Here is a 15,553-nt window from a genome sequence, read left to right as displayed (position 1 = left end):
AGGCGTAAAACTCCCCTCCTAACGGCGCCCCACAGGGATCAAGCCTAGGGGTTTTACAGATGAAGAAGATGCGTTTCGCCACGCGGGTTGGCATCATTTCGCTCGCCACCGCTCTTGCCGCACCGGCAATCGCGGGTGAGGTCGGCGGCTATGTCGTCGATGGAAGCGATACGGTCGCGCTGCGTTCCGCCCAGGTGCGGATCGTCGAACTGAACCGTTCCGCCACGACCGATCGCGACGGCTCGTTCCTCTTCACCGACGTTCCCGAAGGCGAATACACGATTGAGGCGAGCTATGTCGGTGCGCAGACCGTCAGCGAGACGGTCAGCGTGCCCGCGACCGGAGAGATCGACGTCACGCTGCAGCTGTCGCCGGTCGATGGCGACAATGCCATGATCCTGGTGGTCGGGCAGCGCGCCAACCAGGCAAGCGCGCTCAACATAAAGCGCGAGGCGGACGGCGTCAGCGACGTGATCACCCGCGATGCGATCGGCCAGTTTCCCGACCAGAACGTGGCCGAATCGTTGCGCCGCGTCCCCGGCGTCAACGTGCTCGACGATCAGGGCGAAGGCCGCTTCGTCAGTGTGCGCGGGCTTGACCCCGATCTCGTCTCGACCTCGCTCAACGGCGTGCGCGTGCCCTCGCCCGAAAGCGATGTGCGCTCGGTCGCGCTCGACGTGATTTCCAGCGACATCATCGAATCGATCGAGGTGAAGAAGTCGCTGACCCCCGACATGGACGGCGACACGATCGGCGCCTCGGTCGAGATCGAGACGACCAGCGCGTTCGACCGCCGCAAGAGCCTGCTGACCGCCAAGATCGAGGGCAGCTACAACGACTACGCCGACCATATCAGCCCCAAGGGCAGCGTCGATTTCGCCACCCGGCTGGGCGACAATGTCGGCGTCTCGGGCGGCCTTTCCTATTACAAGCGCAAGTTCGAAACCGACAATATCGAGGCGGACGACTATTCGGACGCGGGGATGATCTTCCCCACCGAGGTCCAGTATCGCGACTACGACGTGGAGCGTGAACGGATCAGCGCCTCGCTCAACTTCGATTTCCGCGCCGGCGACAGCACGAAGCTGTACGTCCGCGGCATCTACAGCCAGTTCGACGACCAGGAATATCGCCGCCGCACGACCTTCGATCTCGGCGATTTCGAGGATTTCGGTCCCACCACCATCACCGCCAACGGCGCGACCTTCAGCGACGCAACCATCGACGATCCGTCCGAACCGGGCGAGGATCTGCGCCAGCGGATCGGGGTCGAGCGTGACATCAAGGATCGCCTCGAATCGCAGAAGATCCGCTCGATCGTGGTCGGCGGCGAAAGCGACTGGGGCGACTGGTTCGCGGAATACTCGGGCAGCTGGGCCAAGTCGTCCGAAACCGAGGAAGGCAACGTCGACCCGGCCGAATTCCGCCAGCGCTTCTCCGACGACGGGCTGACCCTGGGCTTCGACTATTCGGACCAGCGCCGCCCGATCTATTCGGTCATCGCCGATCCGGGCAGCTTCTACGACCCATCCGAATATGAGCTCAACGATATCGAGCTGACCGCGCTGTCCGACGCGCAGGACGAGGAATACGCCGCCAAGTTCGACCTTGGCCGCCGCTTCGCGATGGATCGCGGGGAGTTCACGGTGCAGGCCGGCTTCAAGGGCCGCTGGCGCGACAAGACCTATAACAAGGAGGTCGAGTTCTACGAATACGACGGCCCGGGCACGTTCTCGCTGGCCGACGTTCTCGGCACCCAGACCTACCGCATTACCGACATCTCGCCGGTCGCCAGCTACACCGGGGCGAGCGACTATTTCCGCGCCAATTTCGACGATTTCGAGCTCCAGCCGGTTGATAGCGATTTCGACAGCGCGGTGGAGGATTATTCGGTCTCCGAAGACATCCTCGCCGGGTATCTGCTCGGTCGATACGACAGTTCCACCCTGCGCGTGATCGGCGGGGTGCGGTTCGAGAACACGCGCAACTCCATCCTCGGCAACACGGTGACGCTGATCGAGGAAGACGGCACGCTGCCCGGCGGCGGCACGGCGAGCGAAGACACCGTCATCGTCAGCCCGGTCGCGTTCGAGAAGGACTACGACAGCTGGCTGCCCAGCCTCAACATCCGCTGGGAAGCGCAGCCCAACCTGATCCTGCGTCTGGCCGGGTACAAGAGCTTGGTCCGCCCCAAGCTCAGCAAGCTCGCCCCGCGCTTCGCGGTCGAGCAGAACGACGATGACGAGCGTGAAGGCGAATTCGGGAACCCCGCGCTCGATCCCTATCGTGCGTGGAACTTCGACGCCTCGCTGGAATACTACATGAACAGCAACGGCGCGCTGACGGGTGCGGTATTCTACAAGGATATCAAGGACTACATCGTCGACACCGTGCAGCGGGACGGGGTCTTCAACGGCATCGCCTACGACGAGGCGGTGATCCCGATCAACGGCGACGAAGCCAAGGTCTTCGGGTTCGAAGCCAGCTTCGCCCAGTCGCTCAGCTTCCTGCCGAGCCCGCTGGACGGGCTGCTGGTGCAGGCCAACTACACCTATACCGATGCGACGGGCACGGTGTTCACCGATGGCGACCAGAACGACCCGCGCGAAATCCCGCTGCCCGCGACCGCGCGGCACACCTTCAACGTGGTGCTCGGCTACGACAAGGGGCCGCTCGATATCCGCCTGGCGGGCACCTATCGCGATCGCTACCTCGACGAGATCGCCGACGAGGCCGCGCTCGATCGGTATGTCGACAACCACTTCCAGCTCGACCTGAGCGCGAAGTACAAACTGACCAAGAACATCAAGCTGTTCTACGAATGGGTCAACATCAACAACGCCAAGTACTACGCCTACAACAATTTCGGCGGCCAGCGGAATCCCTACCAGTTCGAGGAATATAGCTGGACGATGAAGGGCGGCGTAAGGGTGACCTTCTGATGCGGATGCGTTCTAAATTTTTCTCCGCCGCCGGCCTTGCGCTGGCGGTGGCAGGCTGCGCCACCGTGCCCGTGACGGGCGATCCTGCGGTATCGGTCTACGCCACGGCGGAGACCGCGCCGGTGGGCACCGGAAACGAGGACGCGGCGGACGATCCGGCGATCTGGTTCAACCCCGAAAGTCCGGCGAAGAGCCTGATCGTTGGCACGGACAAGAAAGCCGGGCTGCACGTCTACAATCTCAAGGGCGAAGACCTGTTCTTCCTCGATGCGGGACTGCTCAACAATGTCGATCTGGTCACGCTGGCGGACGGCACGGTGCTGGTCGCGGCGAGCGACCGGACCGATCCCGACAATTCCGCGATCGCGCTGTTCCGGCTCGACACCCAGAGCGCGCGGCTCGAACCGCTGGGTTCGGTGTCGAGCGGCGCTGGGGAGGCTTACGGCCTGTGCCTGTGGACCCCGCCATTTACGAACGCGGGCGACGCCGTGGTCGCCTTTGCGGTGCTGAAGGACGGGACGATCAACCAGGTCCGGATTCGCGAGGACTGGACCGGCAGGATCGAACACACGATGAGCGTGCCCAGTCAGGCCGAAGGCTGCGTGGTCGATGCGCGTAATTTCGGACTTTATGTGGGCGAAGAAAACGGCGGCATCTGGCGCTTCCGCGTGGGCAGATCTGACCCGGTGGGCGAACTGCTCGCCCCGATCGACAACCGCATGCTGGTCGCCGATGTCGAAGGCCTCGCGCTGATGCCCGAGGGGCACAGAGGCGGATACCTGATCGCATCCTCGCAGGGCGACAATGCCTACGCGGTGTTCCGCCTTCCCGGAATGGAGCCGGTCGGCCGTTTCCGGATCGCGCAGGGCGCAGTCGGCGCGACCGAGGAGACCGACGGGATCGATCTGCACGCCGGAAGCTTTGGCCCTGACTATCCAGCAGGCCTGTTCGTGGCGCAGGACGGCATCAATCCGCCGTACGCGCAGAACTTCAAGCTGGTTTCGTGGGCGGCCATTCTGGAAGCGCTGGAGACGTCGCCGAAGGCCGACTGACCCGGCACCGGGAGTGGGGTAGGGGGAGCTGCCGGCCAGCTTCCCCGGCCATCCGCCATCGCGGCGACAGCCGGGCCTGTGGTGCCGGTTGCAGGAATCGAACCCGCGACCTTCGGTTTACAAAACCGCTGCTCTACCAGCTGAGCTAAACCGGCCCTTGGTGCCGCAGCGCCTTGGGGCAAAATGCGGCTCTCGTAAAGCCTGTCGATGCCCGTCGATCAGAGGTCGATCTTGGGGCGCCGTTGGGCGAGCGCGACCCGCTTTGCTTTGGCAAAACTGCCCCGATCTGGTACACAAGGGCAGGTAACGCCGAGGAAACAGACGTGGATCAGAACCTTCGTACGCAATTGCAATACGACGCCCGGAAGAAGTCGGTCGCGGCGGCCTATATCCTGTGGCTGTTCCTCGGTTCGTTCGGCGCGCACAGGTTCTATCTCGGCCGTACGGGCAGCGGAGCGGCGCAGCTGGCGCTGTTGCTGCTGGGCTGGATTCCGTTCTTCCTCGGCTGGTTCGTGCTCGGCGTGTGGTGGCTGGTCGATGCCTTCCTGATCCCGGGGCAGGCCGAACAGAGCAACCTGCAGACGCTCGACCGCCTGAACGAAGAGGCATCGCTGCCCGCGATCCCCGCCTGAGGATCAGCGCGCGCCGAAGGTCCAGCCTTCGGTCTTTGCCAGTCGCCGGTCGAGCGCGGGTGGAGCCCAGAGCCTCACATCCTCTCCATTCAGGCGTAGCCATGCAGCGGTGAGCAGCGCGTCGGCGCTGTGATCGTCGATCGGGCCGGAGCTCGCGACCGGGCCGGAGCCGAGCGCGGCCAGCGCCTCGTTCAACACCGCGTGATCTCTCAGCTTGCGTCCATGATGTCCGGGCAGCGCGGCGAGCGAGGCAAGCGCGGTGTATATCTCCACCAGCACGGAACCTGCCTGCGGCAATGGGTCTACCGGCCAGACCGGCAGCGCGCCGCCCAGCCGGTGGAGCAGCCGCATTCCCGTCAGGCTCGACTTGCCGACCTGCGCCGCGCCGACGAGGTTGAAGTTGGAAACCGGACGGCATCCCATCGCCCGCTGCGCCTGCTCCGCGACGCGAAAACGCCCTTCGCGGCTGGCGGCATCAGGCGCGTGGAAGCGATCGCCTTCGTGAGCGCCGCCATGGCGGAAATAGCGCGCCAGCTCGCGATGGCTCAGCACGCCGCCTGCTTCGAGATGCGGATCGTCGGCGCACAGATGGTCGATCAGCGCCCATAGCGCCTTGGCGTGCGGCGGAGAATGCTCCCAGCCGGGGAAGAACGCGCCGCAATCGGCGAAGGGCAGCGCGATGCCCAGGTCCATGCCGACCAGCGTATCGGGCGGCAGATCGTCGCGCAGCAGGCTGAGCACATCCTCGCGGCTCCACGACTGGTCGCGGCGCAGCAGGCGGGGCGGGCCGCCGCCCAAGTCCGCCAGCGCCAGCGCGATCCCCTTGTGCCGTTCGCCTTTCGCGCCCGACCAGTCGATCGCGAGGAAGTGGGAAAAGCGGCTCAATCGCGTCCCTTGCGCCGCGCAGCCCAGAACTCCATCCGCTCTGCCACGCGCTTTTCGAACCCTCGTCCGGTCGGCTGGTAGAACCCCTGCGGCTCCATTTCGTCGGGCCAGTAATTATCGCCCGAGAATGCATCCTCAGCCGAATGGTCGTAGGAGTAGCCCTCGCCATAGCCGATGTTCTTCATCAGCTTGGTCGGCGCGTTGAGGATGTTCTTGGGCGGGGTGAGGCTGCCGGTTTCCTTCGCGCTGCGCCACGCGGCCTTCTGCGCCATGTAGGCCGCGTTCGATTTGGGTGCGGTGGCGAGGTAGATGCACGCCTGCACCAGCGCCAGCTCACCCTCCGGGCTGCCGAGAAACTCGTAGGCGTCGCGCGCGGCGATGCACTGGGTCAGCGCGGCGGGGTCGGCCATGCCGATATCCTCCACCGCCATGCGCACCAGCCGCCGCGCGAGGTAGCGCGGCTCCTCGCCCGCGGTCAGCATCCGCGCGAGGTAGTAGAGCGCGGCGTCCGGATCGCTCCCGCGAACCGCCTTATGCAGCGCGGAGATCAGGTTGTAGTGCCCGTCGCGGTCCTTGTCGTACACCGCCACCCGGCGTTGCAGGAAGCTGCCGAGGCCGGCTGGGTCGAGCGGCTGGTCGAGCCCCGCATTATACAGCGTCTCCGCCTGGTTGAGCAGGAAGCGCCCATCGCCGTCGGCTGAAGCGATCAGCGCGGCGCGCGCGTCGTCGGTGAGGGGGAGGGGGCGTTCCAGTTCCTCGGCGCGGGTGAGCAACTCGCCCAGCGCTTCGTGCCCCAATCGCTCGAGGATCAGCACCTGCGCGCGGCTGAGCAGCGCGGCGTTGAGGGCGAAGCTGGGGTTCTCCGTGGTCGCGCCGACCAGCGTGACCGTGCCGCGCTCGACGAAGGGCAGGAAGCCGTCCTGCTGCGCGCGGTTGAAGCGGTGGATCTCGTCCACGAACAGCAGCGTCTTCTGCCCCGCTTTGGCCGCAGTCTCCGCCTCGGCGAAGGCCTTCTTCAGGTCCGCCACACCGCTGAACACAGCGCTGACCGCCGCGTAGCGCATACCCACGCTATCGGCGAGCAGGCGTGCGATGGTGGTCTTGCCGGTGCCCGGCGGGCCCCACAGGATCATGCTGGAGAGGCGACCGGCGGCGACCATGCGTCCGATGCTGCCTTCCGGCCCGGTCAGGTGTTCCTGCCCGACGACTTCGGAGAGGGTGCGGGGGCGCAGCCGGTCGGCGAGCGGCGCGTCTTCGCGCGGCTCGGCAGGGGCGGTGGAGGAGGGCGCGGGCGCCTCGTTTTCGAACAGATCGGCCATTGGTCGGCTGACATAGGGGTTCGGTCGGAAAAATGCAGCGGCTACTTGTAGCGATATATCCAAGATATATCTTAGCTATATCGTACACACAGGAGAACGCAGATGTCCGATGACCACAAGCGCGAGGATGACGAGCCGATCGAAGGCCGCATTCCCGATCATCCCGAAGGTGGGGATTTCGACGACGGGTTCGAGGGCGAGACCGACGAACGCGATACGCGCGGCGGCAAACGGCGCGGCGATGGCTTTTCCGCCGATGCCCTGTTCGGCAGCGATGGCGTATTCGGCAGCGACGGCGTGTTCGGGCCCGGCGGCCCCTTCGGTCGCAATGGCCCGTTCGGCCCGCGCGGTCCCTTCGGCGACTCAGGCCCGTTCGGCGCTGGCTGGGGCGGCGGCGCTGGCGGTGGACCGCGTGGCAACCGTGCGCGCTGGAAGATGGCGGGCGGCCATGACGCGGGCCATCGCGGCCAGCACCGGCGCAAACGGATGTTCGGCCCCGGCGAATTGCGGCTGGTCCTGCTCGCGCTGATCGCGGGCGAGCGCAAGCACGGCTACGAGCTGATCAAGGAGATCGAGGATTTGACCGGCGGCGAGTACGCGCCCAGCCCGGGCGTGATCTACCCCACGCTTTCGCTGCTCGAAGACGAAGGCCTGATCGCGCCGGTCGAGGCCGAGGATACCCGCAAGGCCTTCCGCGTCACCGACGCCGGGATGGCGGAACTGGAAGAGCGCAGCGATGAAGTCGCGCGGTTGATGCAGCGGCTCGGGAAGCAGGGAGAGAAGGCGAAGCCCAGCGGCTCGCCCGATCTGCTGCGCGCGCTGGGCAATCTCGCCACGGTCATCACCAACCGCGCCGCCAACGGCCAGTTCAGCGGCGCGAGCAAGGACAAGGTCGTCGACCTGATCGACGAACTGGCGCGCAAGATCGAACGTCTCTGAATGCTCGCACACTTGTCGCCCGGGCGCGGGGGTGTATCCTCCGTGTCCGGGTCGCACCTCCAAGGGGGCAGAGGCGAAATGGACAAGCATCTGAAGGCGCGCACGCCGTGGCACCTGTGGGTGGTCGGCATCGTGTCGCTCGCATGGAATGCGTTCGGCGCGAATGATTATCTGCAAACGCAGCTGGGCAACCTCGCCTATTTCGAAAGCATGATGGACGGGATCGAGGCGACACCGCAGCAGGCGCTCGCCTACTTCCAGAGCTATCCGGCCTGGGTCCACGGGGCCTGGGCTGTGGGCGTTTGGGGGGCAGTGCTCGGCTCGCTGCTGCTGTTGCTGCGCACCCGCTTCGCGGTGTATGCCTTTGCGCTGTCGTTGCTGGGGCTGGCGACCACTACCGTCTACCAGATGGTGGTCGGGCAGCCCGACTGGGTGCAGAACACCACCACCACGATCATTACCATCGTGATCTGGTCGATCGCGACCTTCCTGCTGATCTACGCCGCCAGCATGCGCTCCAAAGGGGTGCTACGCTGAACCATCGCAGGGCGGCTTGGCCTCGACCAGTCGCAGATAGGTATCGACCATCGAGGCGTTGATCGCCTCCCACGTGTAGGGCTGGCTGCGTTCGAGCCCCGCGGCGCCGTGGCGCGCGCGCAGATCGGCGTCGAGGCAATAGGGGGCGAGCGCGTCGGCAAAGCCCTTCACATCGCCCGGCGGCACCAGCATGCCGCTTTCGCCATGCGCGACCAGACCCGAACTGCCGGTCGCGTCGGCCGCGACCACCGGCAGCCCGCATGCCATCGATTCGAGCGTGACGTTGCCGAAGGTCTCGGTGATCGAGGGGTTGAAGAACACATCCCCACTCGCGACCGCGCGGCCCAGGCATTTGCCGCCCTGGTGGCCGACGAAAATCCCGCCGGGCAGCGCCTTTTCGAACCACCCGCGCGCGGGCCCGTCGCCGATCACCATCACCTTGTGCGCGATCTGCCGCTTGCGCAGTTCGATGATCGTGTCGACGAACACGTCGAGCCCTTTTTCCATCACCAGCCTGCCGAGGAAGGTGATGACCACCTCGTGATCGGCAATGCCCAGTCCGCGCCGCCATTCCATGTCGCGCGCGCCGGGGTGGAACACCTCGCGGTCGATCCCGCGGGTCCAGATACCGATATCCCGGTTCATCCGCTGGCTGCACAGCACGTCGACCATCCCGGGCGACGGGGCGACCAGCGCATCGCACTTGCGATAGAACCGCCTCAGCAGCGATTCGATGACCGGTTCGAGGAAGCCCATCTTGTAGTAACGCGGATAGGTTTCGAACCGGGTGTGAACCGATGCCAGCACCGGTACGCCGTGCTCGCGCGCCCACTCGACCGCCTGCTGGCAGGTGCGATCGGGACTTGCGACATGCACGATGTTGGGGCGAAATTCCTCAAATGCGCGCCGGGTCTCGCCCTTCAGCCCGAAGGTGAAGTGGTATTCCGGACGGAACGGGATGGGCAGGGAGGGGACCGAGACGAGGTCCCCAACTGCCTCTACCTGCGGGTTTTCGACCGTCGGCGCAAAGATTCGCACCGCACCGCCCTGGTCGAGCAAATGGCGGACCAGGCGGTTGAGCGCCTGCGTCGGCCCGTCGCGGACCATGTTGTAATTGCCGCTGACCAAGGCAACGCGAAGATCGGTAACGTCCATCGCTGCCCGCCTTAAGGCTCGCGATTGCACTTGGCGAGGGGGTGGAGGCACTGTCTCGCCATCTTCGGGCCCAGCTGCCTTCGCGATGCGAATGCGATGATGCCCGGCGAGAGTTTTTCAGTTTCACGTTGACTTGCTGCAGCGCAACTTTATTGCCGCCGACGGGCCACGCGGTCCCAACGCCGCGCGAGCTCTCTGCAAGGAGAGAATACATGACTGCTACCAAGCCGACGCTCCGTCCGGAGCGCCCGTTCTTTTCGTCCGGTCCGACCGCCAAGTTTCCCGGCTGGTCGCTCGACAAACTCCAAACCGAATCGCTGGGCCGTTCGCACCGTTCTTCGGTCGGCAAGGCGCGCCTGAAATACGCGATCGATCTCTCGAAAGAGCTGCTCGGCGTGCCCGACGACTATCTCGTCGGCATCATGCCCGCGTCGGACACGGGCGCGCTCGAATGCGCGATGTGGACGATGCTGGGCGCCGGCCCCGCGACCGTCGCCGCGTGGGAGAGCTTCGGTAACGTGTGGATTCAGGACGCGGTCAAGCAGCTCAAGCTGCCCGACCTGCAGGTCCTCGACGCGCCTTATGGCGAAATTCCCGATCTGAACTCGATCCCGCAGGAAAACGATGTCGTTTTCACTTGGAACGGGACGACGAGCGGCGCGCGCATTCCCAACACCGACTGGCTGGCAGCTGATCGCAAGGGCATCACCATCAACGATGCGACCAGCGCCGTCTTCGCGCAGGAGATGGACTGGGCCAAGCTCGATGCGACGACCTATTCCTGGCAGAAGGTGATGGGCTCCGAAGCGCAGCACGGGATGCTGATCCTTTCGCCCAAGGCGGTCGAGCGGATCGAAAGCTACGATCCCGAATGGCCGCTGCCCAAGCTGTTCCGCCTGAAGAAGGGTGGCAAGATCAACACCGCGATCTTCGAAGGCGCGACGATCAACACGCCGTCGATGCTGGCGACCGAGGATTACATCGCCGCGCTCGAATGGGCGAAGTCGATCGGCGGGCTGCCCGCGATGATCGAACGCGCGAATGCCAATGCCAAGGTGCTGACCGACTGGATCGAGGCGACGCCCTACGTGCGCAACATGGTCGACGATCCGGCCAAGCGGACCAATACCGGCGTGTGCTTCGTCTTCCAGGGCGAATGGTTCGACAGTCTGCCTGAAGACGAGCAGGCCGCGGTGCCCGGCAAGATCTACAAGATGCTGGAAGCCGAAGGCGTCGGCTACGACTTCAATGGCTACCGCGATGCGCCGCCGTCCTTGCGCATCTGGTGCGGCGGCACGGTCGAGAGCGAAGACATCGCGCGCCTGATCCCGTGGATCGAGTGGGCCTTCGCCGAGCTGCAGAAGTAGCTCCGCGCCTCCTCCAGCTATCCCGTCACCCTGAACTCGTTTGTGCCTCGCACAGCTTCGCTTCCAGGGTCCAGTTCTCCATCATCGAGCCTTCGTTCGAGAAGGCTCGGTGGATGCTGAAACAAGTTCAGCATGACGATTTGAGGGAAATGAAATGTCCCAGAAACCCAAAGTCCTGATTTCCGACAAGATGAGCCCCGACGCCGCCAAGATTTTCGCGGAGCGCGGGTGCGAAGTGCACGAGAAGACCGGCCTTTCGCCCGACGCGCTGAAAGCGATTATCGGCGAATATGAAGGCCTTGCGATCCGTTCCTCCACGAAGGTCACGCCCGAGATTCTGGAGGCCGCGACCAATCTGAAGGTGATCGGCCGCGCCGGGATCGGGGTCGACAATGTCGATATCCCTGCCGCCAGCGAACGCGGCGTGGTGGTGATGAACACGCCCTTCGGCAACTCGATCACCACCGCCGAACACGCCATCGCCATGCTGCTCGCACTCGCGCGGCAAATCCCGCAGGCGAACGCGCGCACGCAGAAGGGCGAATGGCCCAAGAGCGATTTCATGGGCATCGAGCTGACCGGCAAGACGCTCGGCCTGATCGGCGCGGGCAATATCGGCTCGATCGTCGCCAGTCGCGCGCAGGGTCTGCGGATGAAAGTAATCGCCTATGATCCCTTCCTGACAGAAGAGCGCGCGGTCGATATCGGCGTCGAGAAGGTCGAGCTGGACGACTTGCTGCGCCGCGCCGACTGCATCACGCTGCACACCCCGCTGACCGACGAGACGCGCAATATCCTCTCGGCGGAAAACCTCGCCAAGACGAAGAAAGGCGTGCGGATCGTCAACTGCGCGCGCGGCGGACTGATCGACGAGGCGGCTTTGGCCGAAGCGCTCGACAGCGGGCATGTGGCGGGCGCGGCGCTGGACGTGTTCCAGACCGAACCGGCGAAGGAGAGCCCGTTGTTCGGCAAGCCCGGCTTCATCTGCACGCCCCATCTGGGTGCCTCGACCCGCGAGGCGCAGGAGAATGTCGCGCTTCAGGTGGCCGAGCAGCTGAGCGATTTCCTGCTCACCGGCGCGGTCACCAACGCGCTCAACATGCCCAGCCTCAGCGCCGAGGAAGCCCCGCGGCTGAAGCCCTACATGCAGCTGGCCGAAAGCCTCGGTTCGCTGGTCGGGCAGCTGGCGCATGGCAGCCTGCCCAAGATCGCAATCGAGCTGGAAGGCGACGCGGCGGAGCTCAATCCCAAGCCGATTACCGCCGCGGTGCTGGCGGGGCTGATGCGCCGCTTCTCGCAGAGCGTGAACATGGTCAACGCGCCGTTCCTCGCCAAGGATCGCGGGATCGAGGTGCGCGAAATCCGCTCCACCCGCGAAGGGACCTATCAGACGCTGATTCGGGTGACGGTGGAAACCGACGCGGGCAAACGCTCCGTCGCGGGCACGTTGTTCGGTCGCGAAGCGCCGCGTCTGGTCGAGATCTTCGGGATCGGGATCGAGGCGGAGCTGGATGGCCACATGATCTACGTCGTCAACGACGATGCGCCCGGCTTCATCGGGCGGATCGGCTCGCTGCTGGGCAATCGCGGGATCAACATCGGCACCTTCAACCTCGGCCGCAAGCAGGCCGGGGGCGAGGCGGTGCTGCTGCTGAGCCTCGACCAGCCGGTCGACGACGCGCTCATCGCCGAGGCCGAGGCGCTGGAAGGCGTGCGCACGGTCACCGCGCTGAGTTTCTAGAACCGCTTTTCGTCATCCCAGCTTCCGCTGGGATGACGAGGGCGTTAGGGGCAGGCGCATGACCACGACCGACGACCTGCTGCCCGAAGGGCTGGCCGACAACCTGCCCGCCGATTCCGCCATGCTCGGCCGCGCGATGCGCGCCGCGCTCGATGCGATGGACGCGCATGGATATGACCGGGTCAGCCCGCCGCTGGTCGAGTTCGAGAAGTCGCTCGGCCACCGGATGGATGGGTTGCAGACGCGCGCGATGTTCCGCTTCGTCGACCCGGCTAGCCTGCGCACGCTTGCGCTGCGCAGCGACATCACCCCGCAGATTGGGCGCATCGCGGCGACCGCGCTGAGCGCGCGCGTACGGCCCCTGCGGTTGTGCTACGCAGGCGAGGTAACGCGGATCGCGGCAGACCAGCTCGATCCGGTGCGCCAGCGCCTGCAGGTCGGCGCGGAGCTGATCGGATCGGACAGCGTCGCCGCCGCGAGCGAGGTGGTGCTGACCGCGCTTGCCGCGCTGGAGGCGGTCGGCGTCGAAAACCTGTCGGTCGATTTCACGCTGCCCGATCTCGTCACCACGCTGGCCGCAGGGCCGTTCCCGCTGGACGAGGAACAGGCCGATGCGGTCAGGCGCGAACTCGATGCCAAGGATGCGGGCGGGTTGAAGGCGGTCGGCGGCGATGCCTACCTGCCGCTGATCCACGCCGCCGGGCCTTTCCCCGATGCGCTCGACAGGCTGCGCGCGGTGGATGCGGGCGGCGCGCTGGAAAGCCGGATCGCGGGGCTGGAGCAGATCGCCGCAGCAGTGGGCAACCGCGCGCGGATCACGCTCGACCCGACCGAGCGGCACGGGTTCGAATACCAGAGCTGGTTCGGCTTCACGCTGTACGCAGGCGATGCGCGCGGCGCGCTGGGCCGGGGCGGCACTTACCTGATCCGCGGGACGGACGAGCCCGCGACCGGTTTCTCGATCTATCTCGGCCAGGCGCTCCCGCTGCTGCCCGCAGCCGAGCCGCGCGCGATGCTCTACCTGCCGCTGGGCCACGACGGCGAGGGGGCTGCGCGGCTGCGCGGCGAGGGCTGGCGTACGCTCGCCGCGCTGTCCGATGATGAAGACCCGTGCGCGCTCGGCTGCACGCACCGGCTGGAGAGCGGCGAGGCGATCCCGCTCTAGTCGCCGCCGAGCACGGCCTGCGTATCGGCCAGCTCGATATTGCTCATCATGCCCAGATAGCGGTCGTAATAGGGCTTGTGCGACACGCCCACGATGGCGAGCGTGCGCGTGTCCGTGCCGATCACCTGGCGGATATTGGCGACCATCCGCAGGTTGCGCGTCTCCCAATAGGCAAGATAGGTCTGTCCTGCATCGCTCGGGGTCCGCGCCCCCGCCGCCGCGCCGAAATCGCCCGCCATCGCCAGCGCGAGCGAGGCGGGCGAGTTATACCGCCGATACCATTCAAGGATCGGCATAGAGCCATCCTCCATCGCCGCGTCCCATTCCTCGTATTCGGCGATACGCTGCTTGGTCGGCGCATTGTCCCAGATCGCGCTGATTTCAGGACCATAGGCTTCCGCGTCCTTGGGGTCGCTGCCGCTCATCTGGTCGTCTACGCGATAGACCCGGTCGAGGCCGAGGCGCACCGCCAGCCGGGCGGCGAGGACGACGTTCTCGTTGTGGCGGGTGTCGTACTTTTCGAGAAAAGCGACCAGTTCGGCGGGCAGGTCGTCGCCCGCCGCACGCTCGGCTTCGGGCAGGCGGAGCCATTGCACCAGCGCCGATTCCGGCTCCCCGATGGCGAGGAACAGGCCGACCAGTCGCCGGCGTTCGGCAATGGTGCGCTGGTCTCCCGGCTTGGCGAGCAGGTCCATCACCCCGAATTGCACGTCGCGTGCGCTCACGCCCAGCGCGGCGCGTGCCGGGCCGGGATCGGGGCAATAGGTCTCCGCATTGCCGGGGTCGAACAGCCGCAGATTGTCGCACTGAACCCCATCGATCCCCTCGATCGCGATCGCCTCGGGCGCCCATTCTTCCAGCGCGTCGAGCAGCGGATCGAACCGTTCCAGCGGGAAATCCTTGGGCAGGGACGACAGGTGCGACGTGCCCAGCACCAGCACCGGGGTAAGATCGCCCCGTTCCTGTGCCGCCTCATCGACAATATCGACCAGATCCGCCGGAAGCGGCGCGGCCGCCTGCGCGAGAAGTGAGACGGCGAGCAGAAACGACATGGGCGACCTCCGTTAGAAGGTCGCCCATGTGCTATAGAGTGTTAATACGGTCAAGCGGTCAGTCGTTGAACTTGCCCGGTTCGGGGCCCATTCGGCCGTCCTCGCTGTCCAGCGCGTCGATCTTCGCCATTTGCTCGTCGCTCAGTTCGAACGACAGCGCGCTGTAGTTGTCGCGAATGTGATCGGGATTGGTCGAGCGCGGCAGGACGGAAAAGCCGTGCTGGATGTGCCAGCGGATGATGACGGCACTGGCGGACTTGCCGGTCTCGTCGGCGATCGCCTTGATCGTGTCGTTATCCATCCCGTTGCCTTGGCCGAGCGGCGACCAGCTCTGGGTGACGATGCCCATATCCTGATGCACCTTGCGCATTGCGCGCTGCTGGAAGCTGGGGTGCAGCTCGATCTGGTTGAGCGCGGGCACCACGCCGGTTTCGTCGACGATCCGCTTCAGGTCTTCCTCGCGGAAGTTGGACACGCCGATGGACTTGGCCTTGCCCTGGTCGCGCAGTTCGATGAATGCCTTCCAGGTCTCCACGAACAGGCCCTTGTCGGGGCAGGGCCAGTGGATCAGCAGCATGTCGACATGATCGCGGCCCAGCCGTTCCAGACATTTGTCCGCGGCTTTCAGCGTGCGGTCGTAACCCTGGCTTTCATTCCAGATCTTGGTCTGGAGGAAGATGTCGGCCCAGTCGCCGATCCCTTCGCCGACGCCTTTCTCATTCTTGTAGATCGCGGCGGTGTCGATCAGCCAGTAGCCGGTTTCGAGA

General features: G+C 65.5%; 13 protein-coding genes and 1 tRNA gene. 8 read left to right on the top strand and 6 right to left on the bottom strand.

Annotated elements, in window-relative coordinates; genetic code table 11:
- Positions 1-59 precede the first annotated feature (59 nt).
- Positions 60-2,942, top strand: a complete 2,883-nt coding sequence (locus KYN89_RS09940; RefSeq protein ID WP_222824951.1) for a TonB-dependent receptor — start codon at positions 60-62, stop codon at positions 2,940-2,942.
- Between the two features lie 5 nt (positions 2,943-2,947).
- Entirely contained in the window at positions 2,948-3,994 is a 1,047-nt protein-coding gene (locus KYN89_RS09935) for a phytase (RefSeq protein WP_248285169.1), read from the top strand.
- Between the two features lie 79 nt (positions 3,995-4,073).
- Here the strand turns inward: KYN89_RS09935 and KYN89_RS09930 are convergent.
- Positions 4,074-4,149, bottom strand: a tRNA-Thr gene (locus KYN89_RS09930).
- Between the two features lie 168 nt (positions 4,150-4,317).
- On the opposite strand from KYN89_RS09930, the gene KYN89_RS09925 reads away from it, so the two are divergent.
- Entirely contained in the window at positions 4,318-4,626 is a 309-nt protein-coding gene (locus KYN89_RS09925) for a TM2 domain-containing protein (RefSeq protein ID WP_222824950.1), read from the top strand.
- Between the two features lie 3 nt (positions 4,627-4,629).
- Here the strand turns inward: KYN89_RS09925 and KYN89_RS09920 are convergent, their stop codons facing one another.
- Positions 4,630-5,511: a hypothetical protein gene (locus KYN89_RS09920; protein ID WP_222824949.1), complete on the bottom strand. Its 882-nt coding sequence runs from the start codon at positions 5,509-5,511 to the stop codon at positions 4,630-4,632.
- Positions 5,508-6,830 (bottom strand): replication-associated recombination protein A, encoded by a 1,323-nt coding sequence (locus tag KYN89_RS09915; protein ID WP_222824948.1) that lies wholly within the window; start codon positions 6,828-6,830, stop codon positions 5,508-5,510. Before KYN89_RS09915 ends, KYN89_RS09920 begins: the two co-directional genes overlap by 4 nt.
- Positions 6,831-6,932: 102 nt before the next feature.
- Here KYN89_RS09915 and KYN89_RS15450 point away from each other — a divergent pair, with 102 nt between their 5' ends.
- The gene (locus KYN89_RS15450; protein WP_222824947.1) at positions 6,933-7,769 is read left to right on the top strand and encodes a PadR family transcriptional regulator; all 837 of its coding nucleotides are present in this window, start codon (positions 6,933-6,935) and stop codon (positions 7,767-7,769) included.
- A 78-nt stretch (positions 7,770-7,847) separates the two neighbouring features.
- Complete coding sequence (locus KYN89_RS09905) at positions 7,848-8,306, top strand: hypothetical protein (protein WP_222824946.1); 459 nt, start codon at positions 7,848-7,850, stop codon at positions 8,304-8,306.
- Here the strand turns inward: KYN89_RS09905 and KYN89_RS09900 are convergent.
- A complete protein-coding gene (locus KYN89_RS09900; protein ID WP_222824945.1) occupies positions 8,298-9,461 on the bottom strand; it encodes a glycosyltransferase family 4 protein in 1,164 nt (387 codons plus the stop codon). The genes KYN89_RS09905 and KYN89_RS09900 overlap by 9 nt on opposite strands.
- Positions 9,462-9,673: 212 nt before the next feature.
- Between KYN89_RS09900 and KYN89_RS09895 the strand changes: the two genes are divergently transcribed.
- The 3 genes from KYN89_RS09895 (at position 9,674) to KYN89_RS09885 (ending at position 13,734) form a co-directional block, all read left to right on the top strand.
- Complete coding sequence (locus tag KYN89_RS09895; RefSeq protein WP_222824944.1) at positions 9,674-10,828, top strand: phosphoserine transaminase; 1,155 nt, start codon at positions 9,674-9,676, stop codon at positions 10,826-10,828.
- A gap of 154 nt (positions 10,829-10,982) precedes the next feature.
- Positions 10,983-12,569, top strand: coding sequence for a phosphoglycerate dehydrogenase (serA, locus tag KYN89_RS09890; RefSeq protein WP_222824943.1), 1,587 nt, complete (start codon positions 10,983-10,985; stop codon positions 12,567-12,569).
- A gap of 58 nt (positions 12,570-12,627) precedes the next feature.
- The gene (locus tag KYN89_RS09885; RefSeq protein ID WP_222824942.1) at positions 12,628-13,734 is read left to right on the top strand and encodes an ATP phosphoribosyltransferase regulatory subunit; all 1,107 of its coding nucleotides are present in this window, start codon (positions 12,628-12,630) and stop codon (positions 13,732-13,734) included.
- Here the strand turns inward: KYN89_RS09885 and KYN89_RS09880 are convergent.
- Both KYN89_RS09880 and KYN89_RS09875 read right to left on the bottom strand, forming a co-directional pair.
- Positions 13,731-14,786, bottom strand: a complete 1,056-nt coding sequence (locus tag KYN89_RS09880) for a DUF5694 domain-containing protein (protein WP_222824941.1) — start codon at positions 14,784-14,786, stop codon at positions 13,731-13,733. The genes KYN89_RS09885 and KYN89_RS09880 overlap by 4 nt on opposite strands.
- A 58-nt stretch (positions 14,787-14,844) precedes the next feature.
- Positions 14,845-15,553: aldo/keto reductase (locus tag KYN89_RS09875; RefSeq protein WP_222824940.1), on the bottom strand; the 709-nt coding region annotated here is incomplete at its 5' end.

It is taken from the genome of Alteriqipengyuania abyssalis, assembly GCF_019857185.1.
Lineage (GTDB): Bacteria > Pseudomonadota > Alphaproteobacteria > Sphingomonadales > Sphingomonadaceae > Alteriqipengyuania > Alteriqipengyuania abyssalis.
The sequence above is the reverse complement of the archived record's forward strand: the minus strand, read 5'-3'. Positions and strand labels throughout refer to the sequence as shown.

Coding starts and splice junctions, on each gene's coding strand:
- KYN89_RS09940 (WP_222824951.1), top strand. CDS start 60: ATGAAGAAGATGCGTTTCGCCACGCGGGTTGGCATCATTTCGCTCGCC.
- KYN89_RS09935 (WP_248285169.1), top strand. CDS start 2,948: ATGCGTTCTAAATTTTTCTCCGCCGCCGGCCTTGCGCTGGCGGTGGCA.
- KYN89_RS09915 (WP_222824948.1), bottom strand. CDS start 6,830: ATGGCCGATCTGTTCGAAAACGAGGCGCCCGCGCCCTCCTCCACCGCC.
- KYN89_RS15450 (WP_222824947.1), top strand. CDS start 6,933: ATGTCCGATGACCACAAGCGCGAGGATGACGAGCCGATCGAAGGCCGC.
- KYN89_RS09905 (WP_222824946.1), top strand. CDS start 7,848: ATGGACAAGCATCTGAAGGCGCGCACGCCGTGGCACCTGTGGGTGGTC.
- KYN89_RS09900 (WP_222824945.1), bottom strand. CDS start 9,461: ATGGACGTTACCGATCTTCGCGTTGCCTTGGTCAGCGGCAATTACAAC.
- KYN89_RS09895 (WP_222824944.1), top strand. CDS start 9,674: ATGACTGCTACCAAGCCGACGCTCCGTCCGGAGCGCCCGTTCTTTTCG.
- serA (WP_222824943.1), top strand. CDS start 10,983: ATGTCCCAGAAACCCAAAGTCCTGATTTCCGACAAGATGAGCCCCGAC.
- KYN89_RS09885 (WP_222824942.1), top strand. CDS start 12,628: ATGACCACGACCGACGACCTGCTGCCCGAAGGGCTGGCCGACAACCTG.
- KYN89_RS09880 (WP_222824941.1), bottom strand. CDS start 14,786: ATGTCGTTTCTGCTCGCCGTCTCACTTCTCGCGCAGGCGGCCGCGCCG.